The sequence below is a fragment of the Prevotella sp. genome (assembly GCF_051059605.1).
Taxonomy (GTDB): Bacteria; Bacteroidota; Bacteroidia; order Bacteroidales; family Bacteroidaceae; genus Prevotella.
Map to the genome: position 1 here is coordinate 2,200,417 of NZ_CP050883.1, position 22,609 is coordinate 2,223,025.

The 22,609-nt window shown below is 38.2% G+C and carries 11 protein-coding genes; 2 read left to right on the plus strand and 9 right to left on the minus strand.

Annotated elements, in window-relative coordinates; translation table 11 throughout:
* Positions 1–37: 37 nt before the first annotated feature.
* The 6 genes from HEQ28_RS08575 to HEQ28_RS08600 form a co-directional block, all read right to left on the minus strand.
* Positions 38–244: a hypothetical protein gene (locus HEQ28_RS08575; protein ID WP_434501846.1), complete on the minus strand. Its 207-nt coding sequence runs from the start codon at positions 242–244 to the stop codon at positions 38–40.
* A 21-nt stretch (positions 245–265) separates the two neighbouring features.
* The gene (gene rhuM / locus HEQ28_RS08580; protein WP_434501847.1) at positions 266–427 is read right to left on the minus strand and encodes a RhuM family protein; all 162 of its coding nucleotides are present in this window, start codon (positions 425–427) and stop codon (positions 266–268) included.
* Between the two features lie 902 nt (positions 428–1,329).
* A complete protein-coding gene (rhaM, locus tag HEQ28_RS08585; RefSeq protein ID WP_434501848.1) occupies positions 1,330–1,647 on the minus strand; it encodes an L-rhamnose mutarotase in 318 nt (105 codons plus the stop codon).
* A gap of 259 nt (positions 1,648–1,906) precedes the next feature.
* Positions 1,907–4,642, minus strand: coding sequence for a hypothetical protein (locus HEQ28_RS08590; RefSeq protein WP_434501849.1), 2,736 nt, complete (start codon positions 4,640–4,642; stop codon positions 1,907–1,909).
* Positions 4,643–5,268: 626 nt separating this feature from the next.
* The gene (locus tag HEQ28_RS08595) at positions 5,269–6,540 is read right to left on the minus strand and encodes a rhamnogalacturonidase (protein ID WP_434504444.1); all 1,272 of its coding nucleotides are present in this window, start codon (positions 6,538–6,540) and stop codon (positions 5,269–5,271) included.
* A gap of 112 nt (positions 6,541–6,652) precedes the next feature.
* Positions 6,653–9,622: a glycoside hydrolase family 2 protein gene (locus HEQ28_RS08600; protein WP_434501850.1), complete on the minus strand. Its 2,970-nt coding sequence runs from the start codon at positions 9,620–9,622 to the stop codon at positions 6,653–6,655.
* 151 nt (positions 9,623–9,773) lie between these two features.
* On the opposite strand from HEQ28_RS08600, the gene HEQ28_RS08605 reads away from it, so the two are divergent.
* Positions 9,774–14,027 (plus strand): two-component regulator propeller domain-containing protein, encoded by a 4,254-nt coding sequence (locus HEQ28_RS08605; protein WP_434501851.1) that lies wholly within the window; start codon positions 9,774–9,776, stop codon positions 14,025–14,027.
* A gap of 3 nt (positions 14,028–14,030) precedes the next feature.
* Here the strand turns inward: HEQ28_RS08605 and HEQ28_RS08610 are convergent, their stop codons facing one another.
* The 3 genes from HEQ28_RS08610 to HEQ28_RS08620 are packed head-to-tail and all read right to left on the minus strand — an operon-like array spanning position 14,031 to position 19,621.
* Positions 14,031–15,344 carry an alpha/beta hydrolase family protein gene (locus HEQ28_RS08610; protein ID WP_434501852.1) on the minus strand — a complete coding sequence of 438 codons (1,314 nt, stop codon included), beginning with the start codon at positions 15,342–15,344 and terminating at the stop codon, positions 14,031–14,033.
* 27 nt (positions 15,345–15,371) lie between these two features.
* The gene (locus tag HEQ28_RS08615; protein ID WP_434501853.1) at positions 15,372–18,719 is read right to left on the minus strand and encodes an MGH1-like glycoside hydrolase domain-containing protein; all 3,348 of its coding nucleotides are present in this window, start codon (positions 18,717–18,719) and stop codon (positions 15,372–15,374) included.
* Positions 18,716–19,621 (minus strand): glycoside hydrolase family 43 protein, encoded by a 906-nt coding sequence (locus HEQ28_RS08620; RefSeq protein WP_434504445.1) that lies wholly within the window; start codon positions 19,619–19,621, stop codon positions 18,716–18,718. Before HEQ28_RS08620 ends, HEQ28_RS08615 begins: the two co-directional genes overlap by 4 nt.
* Before the next feature lie 193 nt (positions 19,622–19,814).
* Between HEQ28_RS08620 and HEQ28_RS08625 the strand changes: the two genes are divergently transcribed.
* Positions 19,815–22,607: a TonB-dependent receptor gene (locus tag HEQ28_RS08625; RefSeq protein ID WP_434501854.1), complete on the plus strand. Its 2,793-nt coding sequence runs from the start codon at positions 19,815–19,817 to the stop codon at positions 22,605–22,607.
* Positions 22,608–22,609: the final 2 nt, after the last annotated feature.

Genomic DNA, 22,609 nt, shown 5'->3' on the forward strand with positions numbered 1-22,609 from the left:
TAATTTACACTTCCTTAAATAGTTTAGAAGAATGCAATTACTGCAAAGATTCTATAATTGTATTATTGCGACTAATTTTAATGGAATATATGCACAATTTCTCTTTTGGCGTAATTGTCTTACCTGTATACGCAATAGACTGAATACGCATAGAGTTTGCAACCAAAAGTAACCCTGTTCCTCTAATATTCATCAGTAAGTTTACTTTGCCAATGCACTCTGTTCTGTCATCATTAAATGTCATAGTCTTTAAAATAAGAGTTACTCAACGGCGAAACTCAACCCAACTCTTTGATTTAACTCTATAGCCAGCAGAAATTATGACATCCAAGTTATAGTAATCCACATCATGCACTTCGATTTTTTCCTTAATCGCATCATGTCTTATGGTTGACGCACATTTTGCGACAACTACATACTCTGACAATTCCTAATGAATTGCATTACGGATATGCTTACGAATAGTTTTGGAAACTCTCACAAACAATTCAGCCATCTGATATGCATTTAAACATACCGTTTAGTTTTCCAAAGCAACACGCAAAAAATGAGTGTTGCTTTCTAATTCATTTCTAGAAAACACACCATAACCAATTGAAATAAAGATAAAAACAATACGTCTTGCACACATCATGAATATCATTTCAGAATCTATAATGTAACCATATTGCAACATTACATTTTATTTTTTGTATGTTTAGTATCCGTTTCCTACATGTTTTGACTTAACAACATATTAATCAATACGTTAGACTATGTATAAGAACTCAATCTCCTACACTAAACGGAGTGATTAGGCCCTAATCACTCTGTTGTTCTACATGCTTTATTGAGTGATTAGGCCCATATCACTCAACGGCGTAAAGAAAAAGGTGATTTGATAATCATTGTGCTGATGGATTATTATGGTATAATAAACTATGTTCATATATCTGGCCAGTGTAGGATCGATGTAGGAAACATGTAGGACAAGGCACCCTTATACATGAGCAAACGCACTGTATATCAACAACTTGCGACATTAGTGTATATAATGTAGGTAATTTTTCTTTTTTTCTGGGATTTTATTTTTTAATACCTCATTTTCAGTGAAAAAACAATCATTATCATATACACAATACAAGTATTTAAAGAAAAAAGAACCTATCCAGCTCATACTATATATCAAGTAATCGATCAGTTATTATTACCTAATAAATTAAGTATGAATACAGTATTTTAATCTGCTTTCATTTCTTTTTTAACACATGATCAGAAGAGAGATACATACAGTAATAAGAATGATGATAATAAAAAATAGCCTGGCGAATTCGTCAGGCTATTTATATTTTAATCCATGTGGAACAACTCTTCCAGCGGTATGCTTACAGGAGAGTTATCCTTGTTAGTATCCATAATATCCGCCATCATATCCCACCACTTCTGTGTTATTGGATCTACGTTGTCAGTGTCTTGACTGTTGGTTTCCTTTGAACACTCCTGATAGGCAAACAATAAATTAGTTTCCTTATCCCAGAAAATGCTGTAATTGCTCACACCAGAATCCTTAATCATTTGTTTCAGTTCCGGCCAAATAGCAGCATGTCTGCGTGCATATTCTTCTTCACAACCGGGTTTAAGATACATTTTAAATGCAAATCTCTTCATAGTTAAAATTATTATTAACGTGAGTTAGATAAATTATAAGTGTTAAAGTAATTGGCATAAATTGTTGTAACTTCAATGTATTGAAAATTAATAGATTACAAACAACAAACGCTATAATCACTGAGCACAAAGTTACGGAAATATTTTGTATTTGCAGATGATTTCTGCAAGTTTTTTGATGTAATGATAATATAATATACGTAGACAAGCAATTAACATTGTTATAAATTCATAGAACTCACGCTACTTAATTAGCTTATCAATGTTTCTTTGGTAATATATTAAAATGATATTGCAAACGAAGCATGATATAGCTAGGGATAGTATTGACATGTACCTCTGTTCGGGCCTGAGCATTCACTGATATTCTGTTATTCGAAAGTTGATGTAGTATGTCGTAGGCTTCCATTGAAGCAGTGAAGGCTCCCTTGGCAAAGGAATGAGAGAGACTAGCATTCCAAACGAGGTTGTTTTGATTCATGCTTGATACCTGATATCCACTTCTACTGAAAAGAGTAAGATCGGATGCAAAGGAAAACTTTACAAGTAAGGGCATCTGGAAGTTTAAGCCAACTTCATTGTCGTAACAGTTGAAAGAAGTAAAGTTACTTCGAGTGCCAGTAACATGCCGACCAAAAAGTGTACCCTGCAATCCTACTTGAAAATCAGACTTACTGTAGGTTATCTTAAGCATTTGCTTGCTGGCAAAGGTGTTCACTTTGCTAAGTTTGTCGGTGAGACCGGAGGTAGATATATCAAAGTCTACATTATGATTGTAAAGCAACTGTGACACTCCATAGAGTCGAAAGAGTCCTTTTTTATCGATATTCATATTAGCACTAAAGCCCATATCCGTGTTCCAGTTACCGTTTACGCTACCGGGACGGTATTCAAAGTGTCCTGTGGTGGTATCGTATGCCTTCATGTATCCCACCATGCCGTGCGTAGCTTTCCAAGAGGCTGATGCTGTAAGGTCCAGACCATGCCAAGCCAGAGAATGTGTATAATCAGCATTCAGGTTATTTGTTACTATATTATGTAAATCGGTGTTGCGATAGATGGTCAGCAGAGGATCGAAGGTATTCACAGGACCATACATTAGCCCCATTTGGGGTGCTGAGGAAGAAAGCTGATAGTTAACAATAAGAGAGTTAACGCTATTCTGGAAAGCAAAATCCATGTTTACCGATGACAGCCAACTGGTACGTCTGTATATATTGTAATCTTGTGGAGTAGTAATCCCTAACCGATCTTGTTGTTGAGTCATATTCATCTGCATCCGACCAACGGTGAAGCCTTCGGCACCGTTATGGTTATAGATGAGTGCCAGTCCGGCGCCACTACTGTGAGTCATCACTCCACTTCGATAACTAGAAGGATGTAGAGTCTCATTCGAGAAAAATTCCGAACCTTTTTTGTTATAACTCTGATTATAACTTATAGATGGCATGAGTGCCCAGTTTTGCAAAAAGCTGATTTGATAATTCATTGCCCCGCTAAAACTATAATTCTGTCCAGGATTGTTGCCTGTGAGGTATTGTAAACTTTGGGTTCCAGTATTCACGTAATCAGTGGTCCTGTGCGTATCGTCGCGAAAGCGCTGTGTGCCATACTTTCCATTCAGGTTGAATTCCATAATATCCCCCCAAGGAAGCTTGAAAGAATAGTTCATTCCAGAAGAGATACTGAAAGTATGGTTTCTTTGCCATATACTCTTCGCTGACATATTGATACGCTCTTCGAGAGTATAGCTAGAATCACGCATCATCTCGTCTGTGTTTTTGCGCTGATAATCGGTGTTCAAATTCCAAGTAAGGGCTTTTCCTAGTTCCATTTTGTTAGAGAAATTCCATCTCATATTCTTTGTCGTCATATCGTCAAACGTTCTTGAAAACACATCTCCAGCATTGACATACTGCTGAGTATAAGTATCCATCAAGCTATGATTCTGTTGCTGGGTAAATTCCGAAGTCAGTTCATTCTTGAAACTTTCGTTCTTGTTTTTTGTCGTGATACTGACACCAACTTTCTTCACACTACTGACACCATCGCCCATATCATCGGGTGTCCACTCACCCTTATCACCAGGTTTTGGATTCTGATTCAGATTATTCATGTTACCATAGAGTGCTATACGCGTTAAGTCTCCATAACCGAGCAAAAAGGTTTGTCCAGTATAACGTTCGCGATTGCCACCTCCAAGCATCATACTAGCTAGATACCCACGGTTGTAATCACGCTTTAGAACTACGTCCATGATGTATTCACGTGGCTCTACATTATGCCCAACCTTGCGGCTGCGCTCTGTCTGCTTATTATACACCTTAATCTGATTAACTGTGAAGTAAGGCAGATTATTGAGCATTACGCTGTTACTGCCACGAAAGAAGTCATCGCCATTGAGCGTTAAATTGTCTATCTTCCGCCCATTGATTAGTATATCACCATTGGAGCGAAGTTCTGCTCCAGGCAGTTGACGAACGAGAGCATCAAGCATACTTCCATCTGGTACTTTGAAAGCCCTCGCATTGTAGACCAACGTATCACCTTTATGAACAAGTTTAACCATTGTGCCAGTAACCTTCACCTCTCCAAGTTCATGTGTGTAAGAATCTATGCGTCGGTGCATGGTTATAATTGGGAATTCGAAACCAACATTACGTCCGATGAATCGAATATTCTTTTCCACATAGGCAAGATCATATCCATCAATTTCAGCTTTCATAATGTAACGACCTTTTTCAACAGGTTTATTAGCAAAAAAGTATCCAGCTGCGTCATATTTTGTTGCGAACTTGGCGGTCATTGTATCTACAACCGTGGAGTCACCTTTCATCAAGGTTATCTTAGCTGGAAGATCGGCACCAGTGAAGCCATCTTTCACCTGTCCGTAGAAGTTTACCCTGCGAGTATTCTCTTTTTTTATATCTGCAGAAGCCCATATCATCAAAGGAAACAGGATGAGAATAAGTATAAAGAATGTTTTGCTTTTCATTATCTATTATGGCTATCTTGTCATAAATATCACCGTATTATGTACAGAGTTTATTTTTTATCGTATGCTTTCCCGTCCATACCCAGTATATATTTGAGATGCTTCTGTATAACATCACTAGTCCATCTAGGAAGGCAACATCAATGTACTCCTATTGCCTTGTACAGAGTTGATAACATAGATAGTCATAAATAATAACCCAAATAGTTTTACGTCTTTCATATTTTGTTTTTTTAGTGCCTCATTTTATTACAGTAGTTGGCTCCACTGTTTCCTATCCGAAGTTTGATACTTATTGTTAAGTATCTTGACGCAAAGATAGTAATTATTTAAGACATCTCTTTTTTATGTTTTAAAAAATAATTTAATTAAATATATATTGACTAATATTGATAATTCCAAATATATTTAACTAAACATAGGATTAGATCTCTACTCATAACAGTATCATAGCATCTAAAAACGCTTTAGGCAGAGATAACCAGAATCATGATTAAAATCATGATGAGCGTTACCTCTGCCTTCATCACAATGAAAGTATAATTAAATTTGAGTTTTTATTGCTTGTCTATGTATATTATCATAGCATCAAAAATACTCATAATTATCAAACTCACGTAGCAGGTTTATTTTATTTTCTTGCCGTTAATAACTACATTCTTCACAAATGTGTTATCAATTAAGCTTTTTGAAAATTCATTAGCCTCATCTGTAACATTCACATTTACAAAAGAGAATGACAACAGATGATACTTGTCACTTGTGCCAATATCAAAGAAGTTATGGCAATTGGCTTTTACGTTGCGAATAGTGATGTTATTACATTCCGACAACGGCATATCATCACGCTTCTGTGGATTGAAGAATTGAGACCAAGGACGAACAACAATATAGCTACCTACGTTTCCACTCACGTTATCTACTGTTACATATTCATAATGCTGTGGGGTATCAGGACGCATTTTAAGCCATAACACACGATTAGCATTATCAGCGATGCAGTTGCGCAAGATGATGTTGCGATCGTTCACGCTCTCAGAACCAAGTGTAAGACAACCATGAACAGTTCCGTAACGACAATTTTGTATTAAGATACGCTCACAAGGTCCGTTAGTAGAGTCTTTATCAGCGAAAGTACCCTTTCCACCTTTCAGCACAACAGCATCATCATTAACGTTCATATAGCATCCGTTTACAATTAGATCTGTACATGCATCTATATCTATCGCATCGCTGCTAGGAGCTTTCACTCCAGTTGTAGGAGCAAATATATAACAATTTAAGTAGCGTACGTGACTGCTTTTATAAACATGATTTGTCCAAAATGGACTGTTTATCAATCTCACATCCTGAACAGTTACATTCTTGCAATTAGAGATATATGTGAGTCGTGGACGCTGTGCATCCTTATTCGTGCATTGACGGTTCCATTCACGTCTGATCCAGAATTCACGCCAATAGTTATATCCATTTCCGTTTATTGTTCCGTGTCCAGTTATTGTAAATCCATCAACACCGTCAGCATTTACCAACGCAGCAAAATATCTGCAAGTCTCGCCTTCAATACGAGTATTAACGATACTAAAGTCGGCTATGCGGTCAGAACCTTTCAAGACACCGTTTACATGAAGATGCGTATTTGGTTTAAAAAAAAGCGAACCGCTAAGAAACGTACCTTGTGGTATTACGATAACTCCACCACCATTAGAGGCAGCTAGATCTATTACCTTTTGTATTGCTTCTGTCTGAACAACATTACTGTCATTAGCAACTCCGTAATCAGTAATAACATACTGTTTGCCAAGTTTGGCTACATCAACATGAGTAGTGTCACTAAACCATTTATCCATTTGCGAACCATCAGGCCATTTGTCAGCCATCGCATTTCCGGCAAGCATACCCAAAACCACCACAAGCACAGTCTTTCTTATACTCTTTACTACATTCATTGATTTATATTTGTTTGTTCGATTAATAATACTTTTGCAAATATACATAAATTTATTTATACTATTTTATTGACTGCAGAAAATCAACTTCCACGATTCTCAGTTTTACATCGTCTTTCTTTGATGAAGCGAAGTCAAGTTCATTTGTCTTTCCTCCAGCAAGTTCCTTAATCTCTCCATATTGAGAACTGTCTATAGCAGAACCAAGCATTTTAATCGTTATATTACTGCTTTTCTGAGGACGTGGAATGTTTATATGTACATATCCCAGTGTAGCGTATGTACTACCCTGCCATACCTTTTTATTACCTTCGTATACAGCCAGTGGATAGCACTTGCTGCGCCAACCAGTAAGTTTTATTGTTATTTCATCAATAGCAACTTTATTAGCAAAGTTATAAGTGACCCAAGCATTCTCACGCGTTCCGTCACTGCTCCATTCAGAAAGTTCGTTATCATCAAAACTCTTTTTCACGCTGTCGGAATTACTTCCGGCATTGGCTGAGACGATATCTATTTCCTTCTTTAAATCTTTATATGAAGGAGTCTGTGGAGTTTCGCCACGATCAAGATGTCCACTTAACATCAACGAAGGCATATACTTACTCAAACCATTCATATTATCAACAGGAAGAGTCTTCAAAGTATCGCTTACCATAGGCAATCCATTTGCTCCAACACATAAATAAATGTTACCAGCATTGACAGTACTGCGTACAAGTATGCGTTCCACGCCACATTCAAGAGGAAGATTTATCTGATGTATATAGTTACCATCCTTTGTAGAAGTTGCAATACCGCCAATCCATTCACCTTCACCATATTGATTCCAATGAATCATTCTATTGTCAAGTGGGCAACGTCTGCCAATACTATCCACAACCTCAACCTGAATAAGAGCCATATCAGCACCATCAGCTTTGAAGCCCAATGGATTCTTTATCGTCGTAAGTTTAAGATGATGCGGCTTTCCCGCTGTTTCAATAGAGTATCTTGATAATTCATGTCCATTAGAATCATAGCTTATAGCCTCAAGTTTTCCTGATTCATAAGCTACCTTATCAAAGGTAAACAGATAGCGATAACTATTTGTTCCTGTTCCTATTTTTCTACCATTCAAAATCAAGTCTACCTTTGCGCCATTGCTGACAACATAAACAGGCTTAACAGTACCAGCATTATAATTCCAATGTCCAACAATATAAGTATGGTCTTTTTCAGGATTAACCCATCCATCCCACATCACTTGCATTGCATAAAATGCATCTTTAGGTATACGCATCGCATCAGTGACACCACTTGTGCGGAAATTTGCCTCTCCACGCCAATGAGTATTGGTATCAGAGAATACTATCTTCGCTCCACCTGCATTTACACGACTGCCAGTTCCAGGGCGTTCAAGATAATAATCATACCAAGACTTCACCTGTCCTACGGCAAACATATCCATATTGTGATTATAGTCAGGGGCTGGAGAGTTGCGATAAAGCGGACCATCTCCCTCCTTGTGATAAGGATAGCTGTATTCATCCCAATACTTGCGCAATCCCTCGTCGCGATAATATTCCATCATCCACATAGGATGCTTGCGACTCTTGTTTACATATAGCATTTCACCGCCATACTCAGCCTCATCAATATCCAGCATTTCACGGCTACCCATAGCACGACCGCCATAAGGATCATACTCGTCACGAATAGCTTTCAACTCAATCATGTGTTCACGACTTATGCTTTCATTACCTCCTTCATAAAAAAGGATGCTTGGATTATTACGATTATATATGATAGCATCGCGCATGAGCATGCTACGCTGTTCCCATCTTCTGCCCGTAACATCATGTTCTGCATCTCCGGCTGGCATAGACTCAATCAATCCTACACGGTCACAACTTTCAATATCCTGTTTCCAAGGTGTTACATGCATCCAACGAACAAGGTTTCCACCACTCTCTACTTGCAGTTTATTGCTATAATCGCTAAGCCATGCTGGCACACTCATTCCTACTCCAGGCCATTCATTACTTGTGCGCTGAGCATAACCATGCATTGATATCACACGATCGTTAAGCCATATTTTTCCCTCGGCAAAACGTGTCTTGCGAAATCCAGTGCGTGTTACCACATCATCAATCTTGCTTCCGTCGTCCGACTTCAACAGACTATTTACAGTATAAAGATAGCCATATCCCCAACTCCAGAAATGAGCATTGCTGATATTTCCACTAACCTTCACGATGCGAGTTTCTCCAGGTTGCAAAGTATAGCGTTCACCTTCGAAATTTCCCACTTGGTTTCCTTCACGGTCAAGCACATTTGCTAAGAAACGAAACGAGCGTGGAACATTATCGTCATTGCGAACCTGACTTTCTACATTCACTTTCACCTTATGTCCCGCAATATCGTAATCAGAACCATATATGTAAGTGCCGATAGTATTCAGATTACTGTATAAAGGCAGTGTCTGATAAAGTAAGTCCGAAGAATAAAGAAATACATTCTTAGGTATACCGCCATAATTGGCATTGAAATTCTTATCATTCCATTGGTAGCGTTGATTTGTTGCACGTTCACGATAGTTCCAACTGTTGTCTACACGAACTGCAAGAACATTCTCACCCGACTTCACATAAGGAGAAAGGTCAAAGCCAAAAGCCATTACACCATTCTCTGATATGCCCAATTTATGACCATTAAGATAAACATCGGCAGCCCATTTCACACCTTCAAATTCAATAAAGAACTTGCGACGGCTTATGTTATCAAGATTAAAATGCTTGCGATACCATACCACGGAATCAGAAAGATCATGGCATGCCAAGCGAAATGCCTCGTCTTCATTCCAAGCACGAGGAAGAGATACAGATGCCCAACGACTATCATCAGCTCCAACAAGTTCAGAGCCTTTGGCATCCCCTAACTTTAACAGCCAACCTTCATTGAAATTAAATTTCTCACGAGCAGACAAGACATCGCAGCATGAGATAATTATCACAGTTAACGTTAATACCCGGTTTAAAAAAGGTTTCATCAGTAATTTGTTATTTGATTGTTAAGTGCAAAGTAAACAATATTAATTGGTTTATGAAATGCAATATAATTCAATTATCGGTATTTTTGTACAGTTTCCGTTTTTTTTTAGTATTTTTGTACCCAACTACAATACTAGACAATAAAACATTATGATAGCAAAACTATTAGCTAGTTTAACATTCTTATGCCTACCTGGACTATTAACAAATGCGAATGCTGAGAATACCGAAAACAGATACAAAGCAAAGAGTATCTCCACGACAAACGGATTGCCTGGCAATACAATAAAGGCGATGCTGCAAGACCCTTATGGTTTCATCTGGGTTGGTGGAACAAGCGGACTTACAAGATATGACGGTTATAGATTCGTAAACTTCAACGGATTTGGCAAAAACGGATATAAAAGTCTTACCCAGCACATAGGACAATTATACATAGACAAAAAAAACAACCTGCTATGGGTTGGAACATCAACATATATACACGCTTGTTTTGATTTGAAACAAAACAAGTTTGTTGACTATACTGGTATTGGAGATACAGAACGTCCATATCGCAAGATAAGACACTATGGAAGTGATACATGGATGTTTAATAACACTTCCGGAATAAGACACATTACATGCTATAATGGAAAATTTTCTGTAACAGACTACTCTGCAGAAAATCATGAAATTAATAGCGACGACATTAGAGAACTTTGCGAAGACAACAAGCATGCAATATGGGCTGCATCAACTAAGGGTATGGTTAACATCACACCTAATGGACAAGCACGAACATTAGAAGGTAATATTGAGTTTTTGGGATGCACCACATATAAAGATAAGATATTAGTGTTTTCGAAAAAAAACCAAACTGCCTACATATTCAACTCTAACGGTAAACTTATCAACAAATGCGTATTGGCTTCCGTAATGGGGCGAATAGGAGCTATCAAAGGTTCTATCGTATGGCATGGGAAATGGATTATGTTCACCAATGATGCAACCTACTCTCTTGACATAAAGGCAGGAATGTTTGAGAAAGACAGTAATCTGCAAGTACCTGCCGGAGCACAACAGGGATATATTGACGGCTATCAATTTGTAGGAAACAAGAGCGGTAACCTCTGGATTTTTCCACCAAAGGGAGATTTCAGAATGTTGAGGATGATACCAAACCTTCAAACTACTAACGAGAAAAACGGTATATTCAAAATTGTCAGAGCTAAAAGCGGTTTATTCTATATAGCAACATACGGTGGAGGATTATTCACCTATAACTATGCGACAGGCGAAATGCAGCGTTTCACTGCCGAAGACAAAAACCCTATAATACATTCCAATTTCCTTTTGGACATTATGATCGACAATACCGACTGCATCTGGATTAGTGCGGAAAATGCTGGATTGAGCAGAATAACTCCTGCTGACAATAATGCTGCCTATTACATGATTGACTATAAGCAAAAAGGTGACTGGACAAACTACATGAAAAATATTTTCATGGGAAAGGGCGGAAATGTAATCGTCTCTACCATGTGTAATAATCTATACACCTTTAATGAAAAGACAAAGACTTTCTCTTTCAAGCATAAGATGAAAGCCGGCATATACGATTATCTGATTGATTCTAAGGGTAACGAATGGCTTGCCACTCGTGGTGACGGCATTTATCTGAACGGAAAGAAAATGATTTTGCGAGCAGATGGCGAACATGTTGACGCGAATGATTTCTTTAGTATAGAAGAAGACAAATATGGCAGAATATGGATTGGCAGTTGGGGATATGGTATTTATATGACAAGATATAGCAATACCGGAATTCTTAATGCAAAAAACTTACTCACTGGAGAATTCAATGAGAACCGAATCCACGATATGAAAATTACGCCTCAGGGCAAAATGTATATAGCTACATTCAACGGACTGTATTATGCAAATATCAACAAGCGAAACATCAGCAATAATGACTTTTATGCATACAACGTTATAAACGGCAAATTCCCCGTTGATGAGGTTAACTGTATTCTACCAGACCGCAACAATGTTGTTTGGGCTGGAACTGTAGGTGGCGGCTTAGTGAGATGCGACTTTTCAAAAGGACCACACAGAATGACATTCAGGATGATTTCTAAGACGGAAGGACTGTCAAACAACAACGTACGTTCATTAGTAAAAGACCGTTTCGGCTATATCTGGGCAGGAACAGATGAAGGATTATCAAGAGTAGATACAAGAGACAACTACGTGAGGAAGTATATTCTTACCAACAACGTACAAAGCAACAGCTGTGCCGATAACAGTGCAATGGTGCTAAGTAATGGTAATATTGCTTTCGGAACCTGTTACGGATTGGTTGTTCTAAATCCTGCAAATGAAAGACATGTCAAAGATAATGAATCTGCATCCAAGGTGTATATAAGTGACATTCATGTAAACGGTAATTCTATCTACGACGGACTAGACTCGGCTAATGACTTGAACTCGAAGCTTGACGATACAGGTTGCATGACACTTGAACATACACAGAACTCACTCACATTATATTTTTCAAACTTTGCCTATCAGGATATAGAATCGCAGTTATACCAATACTATCTTGAAGGATTGGATAAGACTTGGAGACGTGCCACAAGTGATTCGCATGTGGAATACTCTAATCTTTCACCAGGTAAATACGTATTCCATATAAAGGCATTGGCTAAAAATGTATGGGGTAGCGAAACACAACTTGTTATCGTCATTAACCAACCTTGGTATAACACGTGGTTAGCTTGGATCATCTATCTGTCAATAATATTCATAGCAGGATATGCTTTCTATAGAAATGCTAAAGAAAGACTAAAACTTAGTCAACAGATGCGAGTTGAGAAGGAACTGGCTGATTTCAGAATTAACTTCTTCACCCACATAACTCATGAGTTCCGCACTCCTTTGGCTATCATACAGAATGCCATTGATAAACTTGCACAACCTGGTGTGCCTACAAGAAGTAATATCCAGACTGCGAAACGAGGCACTCATAGGCTGTTGAGATTGGTAAATCAATTCATGGAATTCAGAAAGATTGATACCGGAAACGTAAAACTTAATGTCGAAAAAGATGATATCATTGCTTTCATACATGAGATATACCAAGATTTATGGAGCGTAGCAAACCAGAAGGATATAAGTTACAGTTTCCTTCCTTTCAAAAAAAGCTATGAAATGCTCTTTGACCATCAGATAGTTGAGACGATGGTTTATAATCTGCTGTCAAATGCCGTGAAATATACAGCAGAAAACGGAAATGTCCAAGTACGTGTAAGGCACGATGAAGAAAATGACAAACTATTTATTGAGGTTGAAGACAACGGAGTGGGCATAAGTCCAGAACAGCAAGCAACACTATTCGAACCATTTATGCACGGATATGTATCAAAAGGTGGAATGGGTATCGGACTATATACAGCCCACATGATGGCACAACAGCATTATGGAGATCTTACATATAAGTCAACTTCACCGAAAGGCGGTTCTCTGTTTACAATAACTCTTCCTACAGACGAAGACATTTTCCAGCCAGAAGACTATTGCGCAGACACTGCGATAAACACTGACGACAAAGACAACGAGCGAAGTGCTCAGTTAATAAAAGAAATGGCTCCCGAAGCTCTGAACAATCAAAAGATTGTAATTATAGAGGATGATCCCGACATGATGGAACAGATAAAGGGAGAAGTCGGTATTTATTTCAACGCCATTGGCTTCTGTAACGGAAAAGCTGGATATGAAGGTGCCATAAAAGAACATCCAGACCTTATATTATGCGACATCATGTTGCCAGACATGAACGGATACGAAATTGTAAAGAAACTCAAGGAGCACAATGAATTCAAGCATACACCAGTGATAATGCTTACAGCCCTTGACGATGAAAATCATCAGATAAAAGGATATCAAGCCGGAGCTGACGACTATATGATAAAACCTTGCAATTTCAATCTTCTTATCGCACGTATGATTCAACTAATAAAGTGGAATACAGCAAGTGGCGAAGTAGAAAGTACGCCTGCCGAAAACAATACTGTTGTAGCCGACACACCTATACTAACCAATAAGGCTGATAAGATTTTCCGTCAACAGGTGGCTTCAATCATCAGTCAACATATCGGTGATGCAGATTTCAACGTCGACAGACTTGCACAGATCATGTGCATGGGACGAACTAAGTTCTATGGAAAGATGAAAGAAGTATATGGCGTGTCGCCAAACAGATATCTGATAAACGAGCGTATGGAATATGCCGCAAAGCTTATTCTTGAAGGAAAGTACACGATATCAGAAATCAGTTATAAGGTCGGCATTCTGGATTCTTCCTATTTCAACAAATGCTTCAAGGCTAGATACGGCATCGTACCAAGCAAATATCAAGGATAGAAATTACTTTCCGTTGATATGACTTTGCAAGGCTGAAGGTTCCAATATCTTCACCTTGCTTTCGTCAAGTTTTGTCTTGTCAAGATTAAACACCTTTATAAAGAAATCATAATTGGCTTGACGCTTGTTGATTCCAAAATCGTGTCGTTCATTTGGCAGATGCACATTTGTCAATTTATCTTCAGCACCATAAAAGCCATATATACGTTTCAGGAACGGGAACTCCAATTCTGGCACGCTTGATGTCCAGTCGCCACCGTCACTGACAATAAGCAAAGAACGTGGTGCAAAGAATGATATTAGTTCAGGATTGCATGTGCCACCGCCTGCCAATTGGACAGGTTTACCGCTTTCACAAGGACATCCTCCGTCGAAATGACTAGCTAGATTAACCGTAGGGGCAGCAGCCGTAATGCGATTATCAAGAACTGTAAGCAGAATTGTATGAGTACCTCCACCACTACCACCGTTTACACCGATACGTTTTTTGTCTATATCTTTTCTGTTATTCCACATATAATCAAGCAATACTTCCGCATTCAAAGCCTGTATCACATGGGCACGATCTGTCTGGTGGCTATCTTTACCATATTCTATTTCGCTTTCTCCCCATCCATATAGGTCAAAGTCCACACATATTGCACCCATTCTGGCAAGAGTGCCAAGGCGTTGCTGTTCATCTTTGCGATAACGACCACCATTAAAATGTCCGTCTGGGCAGATGATAAGTGGATGTTTTCCCTTTGTAGCCGGACTATATATAGTTCCAAACAGATGTTCGCCTGGCAAAGTTTCTATACAGATGTTTTGTACTGTATATCCGTCATTCTTTATGATCTTACCGAGTATAGCCTTATGGTGCACAAGACTGTCTTTGTATTTATCTATCTCCAGTAGTTTTCTTACCTCACGACGCACGCTGTCACGACGCATTTCAAACTGTTCTCGATTTGAATACATGCCACTGAGATACTTCAACATCAGTTCACCCTCCTGCACATGACGACGCGGATACTCATAAGGTTTTATCTTATATATATTATCCGACTGCTTCCAATAATTGAAATCAAACTGAGCGAGAATATTTCTCAACGACTCTTCCAATGAATAAGCACGCACTCTGAAATCGGCATAAGTCAATTTCAAACCGGTTGTGTCTACATTATATTTAAACTTGACCTTAAAGCGTTTTTCCAAACCGTTCATTACGGTGCTTAATGGCTTCTCATATTTTGCAGAATATGTCTGTGCCTGAATTGGAGATTGATGTATAAACATCAAAAGTGCCAATGCCAATATTGATTTAATATTTTGCATGATCAGTTTGTTTTATATATATTAGAGTTACTTCAATATATCCTTAACGATTATTCTTCCGAGTTTATTGCTATTGGCAACCTTCTTTCCGTCAACGAATATCGTCATGCCTCGCCCGATATGGTATCTACCGCCATTCTCATCCCACACAACACATACGTTATGACCATGATAAAGGATATTATCGAGGCAGAACCACTTCCATTTTCCGTTTGGTAACAACGGATTTATTTCAAGGGTATTGTCCTGACGTGGGCGAAGACCGCACAATCCTGTGATGACAAGATCAGCAAAAGTACTATGGTTGTAATATCTGCTTCGCTCCTGATCGCCTTTCAACCAATATCCAGTTGTCTCATCAAGATATTCACCGATATATGGTTTACCACGATAGTTCTGACTCTGCACATATTTCTCAAGTTCCGTGAAATATGCTTTGTGCCACGAATCATCATTATCACCATCTTTATTTATGATAGGTAGATGAGAGTAATCATTCAGAAGATTAGCCATTGAAGTAAGCGTCTGACTAGTGGCAAAAGGCCATACGGCACCGTCCCATTCACATTTACCGACTCCATGACTGCGGAATCCAGGATGACGACGCTCTGCTGTAGTCAAACCAAATGGAGCGGAAAAGCCTTTCTCGTCAGTCACCTGAAGCCATGCCTGAGAAAAGTCGCTATTGTCTGTCGGCAGATTGAAATACCATGGCAGAAAACCGATTTCCTCACGAACAGCAGCAAACTTATTATTTGGATATTTCACTTCAAAGAACTTTGCACTGTCGTTCCACAACTTAGTTTCTACAAGATTTTTAATCGTATCTGCCTTGAGATTGTATAGTGTGGCAACATCATTCTTTCCTGCAAGACGTGCTATATTAGCAATAGCACGATCGTTTCCATACATATAACTATTAATGCTAGGACGGGCATTCTTCTCTTTTCGTCCTCCACTTATAGTTTCTTCCATCGCGTCTCTCACGTCATATTGCCAATATAGAGACGGTTTGTTTTCATTTATCCAACGATGACTATCCCACAGCTTATTTTCCCAGACCAAATCATTCAGCAATGCTGTTGCATTATCCTTGCGATGATCTACGAGATAACGATTCCATATACTTGACGCAATCCATGAACTATAGAAATTTATCTTCTTCATCGGTTTTCCGTCATTGCCTCGAAACCATGTATTGATTATCTGGTCAAGATATATTGGATTGCGCAACCATCTACTCTCATTAATATGATGCCCTACAGCAGACGCAATCAAATTATATTTATCAGCATAATTGCGTTTTACTAGAAATTCTGTCATCGCATATCCTTCAGGAGTTTTCTCAATATGCTTGCGAAGTGTCCACCAGCGATAATACCATATCTGTTCAAAGTCTTTCTGCGGACAGTCAAACAATGGGATATTACTTTGCATCCACTGCCATGCACTGTCGTTAGGAATAGCCTGAACGATATTCTCGTCTTCCATATTATTGAAGTAATCAACATAATGGCGATAATCAGATGGTTTTAATACAGCTGCCCCAGCATTTGCATCCTCACTTTCAGTCTTGAAATTTGCTATACGATATTCAGCAAGAGAATCAGTGCCGCCAGCATTATCAAGTATTCCATTCCAATCAGCTGGAGAATCAACGTCGGGAGTTGTACGCTGAATACCTGTTCGCATCATTATCCGCTCTATTTCATGCACAGGAGCATAAAATATTCTCTTTCCTGCATTTTTTCCGTCAACAAAGAATTCAGCCATGCGGTGATCTACACTAAGATGTACCTTAATATGATATACATGATTGGGAACATAATCACAAATTTTGCCATATCGTGCCCCACTTTTCACACGCATAATGCCTTCATTGGTTAGTTCTATACGAGATGCAGAGATTCCTTTATCGTCAAGAAATTCTATCTGTAATATTCCATTATGATTTTGCATTGCCTGCAAATCAAAGTCAACAGTCAACTCGCGTGTTGCAGGAATCTTGCGCTCTACACGTGCATAGTCGAAAGGATCTTCATCTTTCAATGTAAGCCATTTGTCACTTAATCCAACTGGTGCCATTAAAGGAGAATATATATTCCACATGGTAAGTTGCGACAATGAAGTATAACGAGAGAAGTCATCATCTGCCTGGCTATGTGAATCTGTCTGTACAGGTACAGGTATACGTGCCACCCAAATGTCTTCCTTATTCATTGAGTAGCCTACCCACATATTGCCGTCTTGCGGCTTTCCATTTCCTTCAAGTATTCCCCTTACATATTGTGGCCCAAAACTTTTATAATTACCCCCATATCTCATTGGAGGAACTTCTCCGCATACAAAATTGAGAGTTGTGTAATTAAGTCCGTCTGCCGACAACGATATGCCAAGTGGCCATCTGTATTCTGAAGGGTTATACACAGTTGCGTAACTGCCGTCTGACAATCGCTGTCCCCAAATCTTTGCATTACTATTTACAAACCCAGCCGCGCGTTCCACTGGTTGACTCCACGTATTTCCACCATCTGCGGATATTGATGTAAGAGCATGTTTCCATAAAGCAACGAGGCGACCATCTGGCAACGTATAATCATTATAAGCCTTATAAGGTTTGTCTAGCGGAATAAGCTTGTCATTTCTGTCAGCCTCTTCCACCCATTGCATACGATAACGAGGGTTAGCAAGAATCTCTTTTGCAGCCTTTACAAGGTGTCTGTCAGCATGAGTGAAATATGGATAATCAGTATTCGACTCATTAAAAGAGTGATTATAATATATAAAGTAAATCTTTCCGAAACTACCGTCAGCCTTCACTTCTCTTATCACACGTCCGATACCGTTACCATCGTTTGGATCATCCTTCGGATCTAGTGCAACTCCATAATTCCCTAAAGCATACAGGCGGTTTTCACTGCTTATATACCAACCCACACGTTGATGCATTACGGCAATCAGATTATGAGCTTTTATGTTATTACCAACTTTAGTATATCCTTCAGGCACACGATACTCTGGAAATATAGCAACGGGTGAAGTCCAGTGGTATCCGTCTTGTGATGTTTGCAGATTGGTATGCGAAGGTGGAATATGCTCATCCGAAGGATCAGAAAGATAGTGTACATAAAACTTACCTTTCCAATAAGCAATCATCGGCTGATGATTATATGTCCACCCATTTCCGTTCTGCAAAGAAGGATGCTCGCGATTGGCACGAAGAATTTGTATATTGTGCACTCCAACAACAGGCGAGAGTCCTCCATCATGACGGTTTGGATCACTTAGTTGACTTCCTGAGTAATGTACTTGTTGCGCATTCATTGGCGAAGCTAGCATGCAAAATGCTATTGTAGCGAAAAACAGTTTCTTCATTTTATCAATTTATTTACCAAATGCTTTGGAACTTTGAAAATTGTACCGTGCTTATGCAGACTAGGTACGCTTATTTCAGATGTAATGTCTGTAAAGTGTATGAAATCCCGTGTCTTCATTGCACCAAAGTCATGCTTCTGGTAACGGTCATAATATATAATATAGTCTTTACCCAACTTAACGGTAGTAGGACCTTCTACAAAGTTCTCTGTAAATGTCTCTGATGGTTTTGTCCAAGGACCATGGGCATCATGAGCAAAAGAAATACGGAGATTGCGATTTTGGCGCGTGTTATCTTTTACCACCATTACATAATCGTCTTTACCACGCTTTAATATGGTGGCATCGATAGCACTGAAATGGGTATCAACAAGCAACTTTGTAGGAGAGAAAGTCACAAAATCCTTTGTTGTTGTATAGTAAAGTCTATGATTATTATTCTCCTCTTCCTGTCCCTTATCAAATTTATATGGAACACAAGAAGCCCACACGATCATCATTTCTTTACGTGCATCATCATAAAAAAGTTCGGGTGCCCATACATTAACAGTTGTCGTATCTTGCATAACCTCTATGAATTTTTCTTTGCTCCAATGCACGAGGTCACGAGAAGATGCATATCCAAAACCACGATCGCCGCGCCAACTACTTGTCCATACCATGTGAAAAACGCCATCAGGTGTTGACTGTATCGAAGGATCTCTCATCACGTGCTGCTTTCCAACTTTCGGAGAAAGCCATGTTCCGTGTATAGAGTCCCAATGAATGCCATCACGACTCCAAAGATAGCGCAATCCGTCTGTAGCAGGTTCATGGAAACTGCTATACATATATACGTCACTACTGCATGATACTAAAAATGTTGTAATTATCAGGAATATTATATTGAAAGCTCTTTTCATCATTACGGATGTATAGGGTCGTTTTTCTATTTAAGACGATATTATCCTAGTTTTGTAATCACAAAAAGCGAAACGTGATTTTACATATTGTAAATGAATTGTAAAGATTACGATTCAGACTCTTAATAGAATGTTTACAAATTCTTAACGTGTAAACCATAACTTTGCACCTGAAATTAAAAACAAGATAAACATGAAGCATGTATACAAGGTACTAACGGTTATTTTATTTTACACATCATTATGTAACGGAATGTTTGCCGAGCAAGGTGCAGACTTTAAAGCCAACGGAACAGTAAAAGGGAGAATAACAGACTCATCTAAACAAACATTGCCAGGAGCAACTGTTATTGTTGAAAGTATTCATACTGGTGTTACCAGTGATGCAAATGGATATTACACATTGTCTAATCTAAGACCAGGAATTTATGATGTAAAAGTATCTTATGTTGGATACACTCCAAAGGTAATAAAGATAAAAGTAATTAATGGTAAAACTTTAGAAGAGAATATTACTCTTGATGAAGGTGCAACCTTGCATGAGATAAATATAACAGGTGCATTCTCTGGACAAAGACGTGCATTACAACAGCAAAAGAGTAAAATGGGAATTGTAAATGTCGTTTCAGCAGATCAAGTGGGTAAGTTTCCTGATTCAAATATTGGTGATGCTCTGAAAAGAATTAGCGGTGTTAACGTCCAATATGACCAAGGTGAAGCGAGGTATGGTCAGGTTCGTGGAACTTCTGCCGATTATACTTCGGTAACGATTGATGGAGACAGGCTACCTTCTGCAAGCGGAGACACACGTAACATTCAATTAGATTTGATTCCTGCAGATATGATACAAACCATAGAACTTAACAAGGTTGTTACTTCAGATATGGATGGTGATGCAATTGGCGGAGAGATTAACCTTATTACAAAGAGTACTCCTAGCCATAGAATACTAAATGCAACTGTGGGTAGTGGATATAACTGGATTAGCGACAAACCCCAACTTAACCTTGGACTTACCTATGGTAACAGATTCTTTAATAACAAACTAGGCATAATGCTTGCGGCTTCATATCAGTATGCTCCAGGCGGTTCTGATAATACAGAATTTACTTACGTAAACGACGGGAAAAATAATATTATACTGAATAAAGCAGAAGTAAGACAATACTATGTCACCCGTGAACGCCAAAGCTATTCAGCAGCTTTTGACTATAAATTCAATCCTGCAAATAAAATATGGTTTAAAGCTATATACAATAAGAGAAATGACTGGGAAAATCGTTATAGAATAACATACAAAAAATTAGATAGTAGCGACAAAAAACAGTCGGTAGTTCTTCAAACTAAAGGTGGAGATAACGGTGATGATAAGAATGCCAGATTAGAACGACAGCAAACATACGATTTCAATTTAGGAGGAGAACATGAATTAAATGCTTTAGCAATTAATTGGGGAGTATCTTATTCCAGAGCTTCAGAAGATAAGCCTAATGAAAGATATTTCGGTATTTCACTGAAATCACCTTTCAGTAGTTCTTTTCAAGATGTATCAGGACGCCAGCCATATTCAAACATTAAAATTCCAGATATAGAAGGAAACAATTGGACTATTGACGAACTTACTAATTCAAATAGACATATATACGAGAATGAATGGAAAGGTAAACTGGATTTTACATTGCCAATAGGTAATGGAGGTGAATACGGTAAATTGAAATTCGGAGGAAAATTTGCGTCAAAGGTAAAAGACCGTGATACAAAAAATTATGAATATAAAGATGTGATTGGTGATGAATGGAAAAATCACCTTACTTCTGAAATCAGAAATGGTTTTATGCCTGGCGATCAATACCCTATTGGTACCGATTTTGTAAGCAAAAAATATCTTGGAAGCATTGACTTTAACAAACTTACAGGAACTGAAGTATTAGAAGATGCAGCAGGAAATTATCATGCTAATGAGAATATTAAAAGTGGATATATTAGATACGATAGACAATTGAGTAAAAAATCAGATTTGATTGTTGGATTTCGTGTTGAAAATACAAACTTGAAATATAGTGGTTTTAATCTAATTGCCGACAATGATGGAAATCAAAGTATAACAGCTACAGGATCTTTAAAAAATCATTATACAAATTTACTACCAAGTGTATTATATAAGTATAATATTGACGATAACTGCAAACTGAGAGCTTCATTCACAAAGACTCTTGCAAGACCCAAATACACAGATTTAATACCTAATGTTAATTATAATGTTCAAGATGCAACCGCTGAAATAGGAAATGAGAAATTGCGTCCCACTACTTGCAACAATTTTGATCTCAGCAGCGAATACTATTTCAAGAGCGTAGGACTTGTAAGTGTTGGCTTATTTTATAAGGACCTACATAATGTAATCGTTACGGAGAAATGGGTTGGTTCCGCAAAAGAGCTACCATCAAACATTGGAAATAATGATTATGTTATCGAGAAACCAAATAACGCATACGACGGAGGAATTTTCGGAACTGAATTGGCTTATGAAAGAGACTTTGGTTTTATAACTCCAGCTTTAAAATGCATTGGTTTCTATGGTACATATACTTATACGCATAGTACCACTCGAAATTATAATTTTGAACATCGTGTGGTAGCAAATGGTGAGAAAATTAAGATGCAAGGAACTCCAGAACATACAGCTAATGCATCTATTTATTTTGAAAAGAGTGGCGTTAATATTAGATTATCTTATAATACAGCCTCTAGCTTTATTGACGAAATGGGTACAGAAGCTGCACTTGATAGATATTATGATCACGTAAATTATTTGGATTTGAACGCTAGCTTCACATTCGGAAAGAAATTCAAAACAACAATCTACGCCGACGCAACAAATCTATTGAATCAACCGTTAAGATATTATCAAGGAACAAAAGAAAGAACGATGCAAGTTGAATACTACGGTGCAAGAATTAATTGTGGAATTAAGATAAACTTATAACA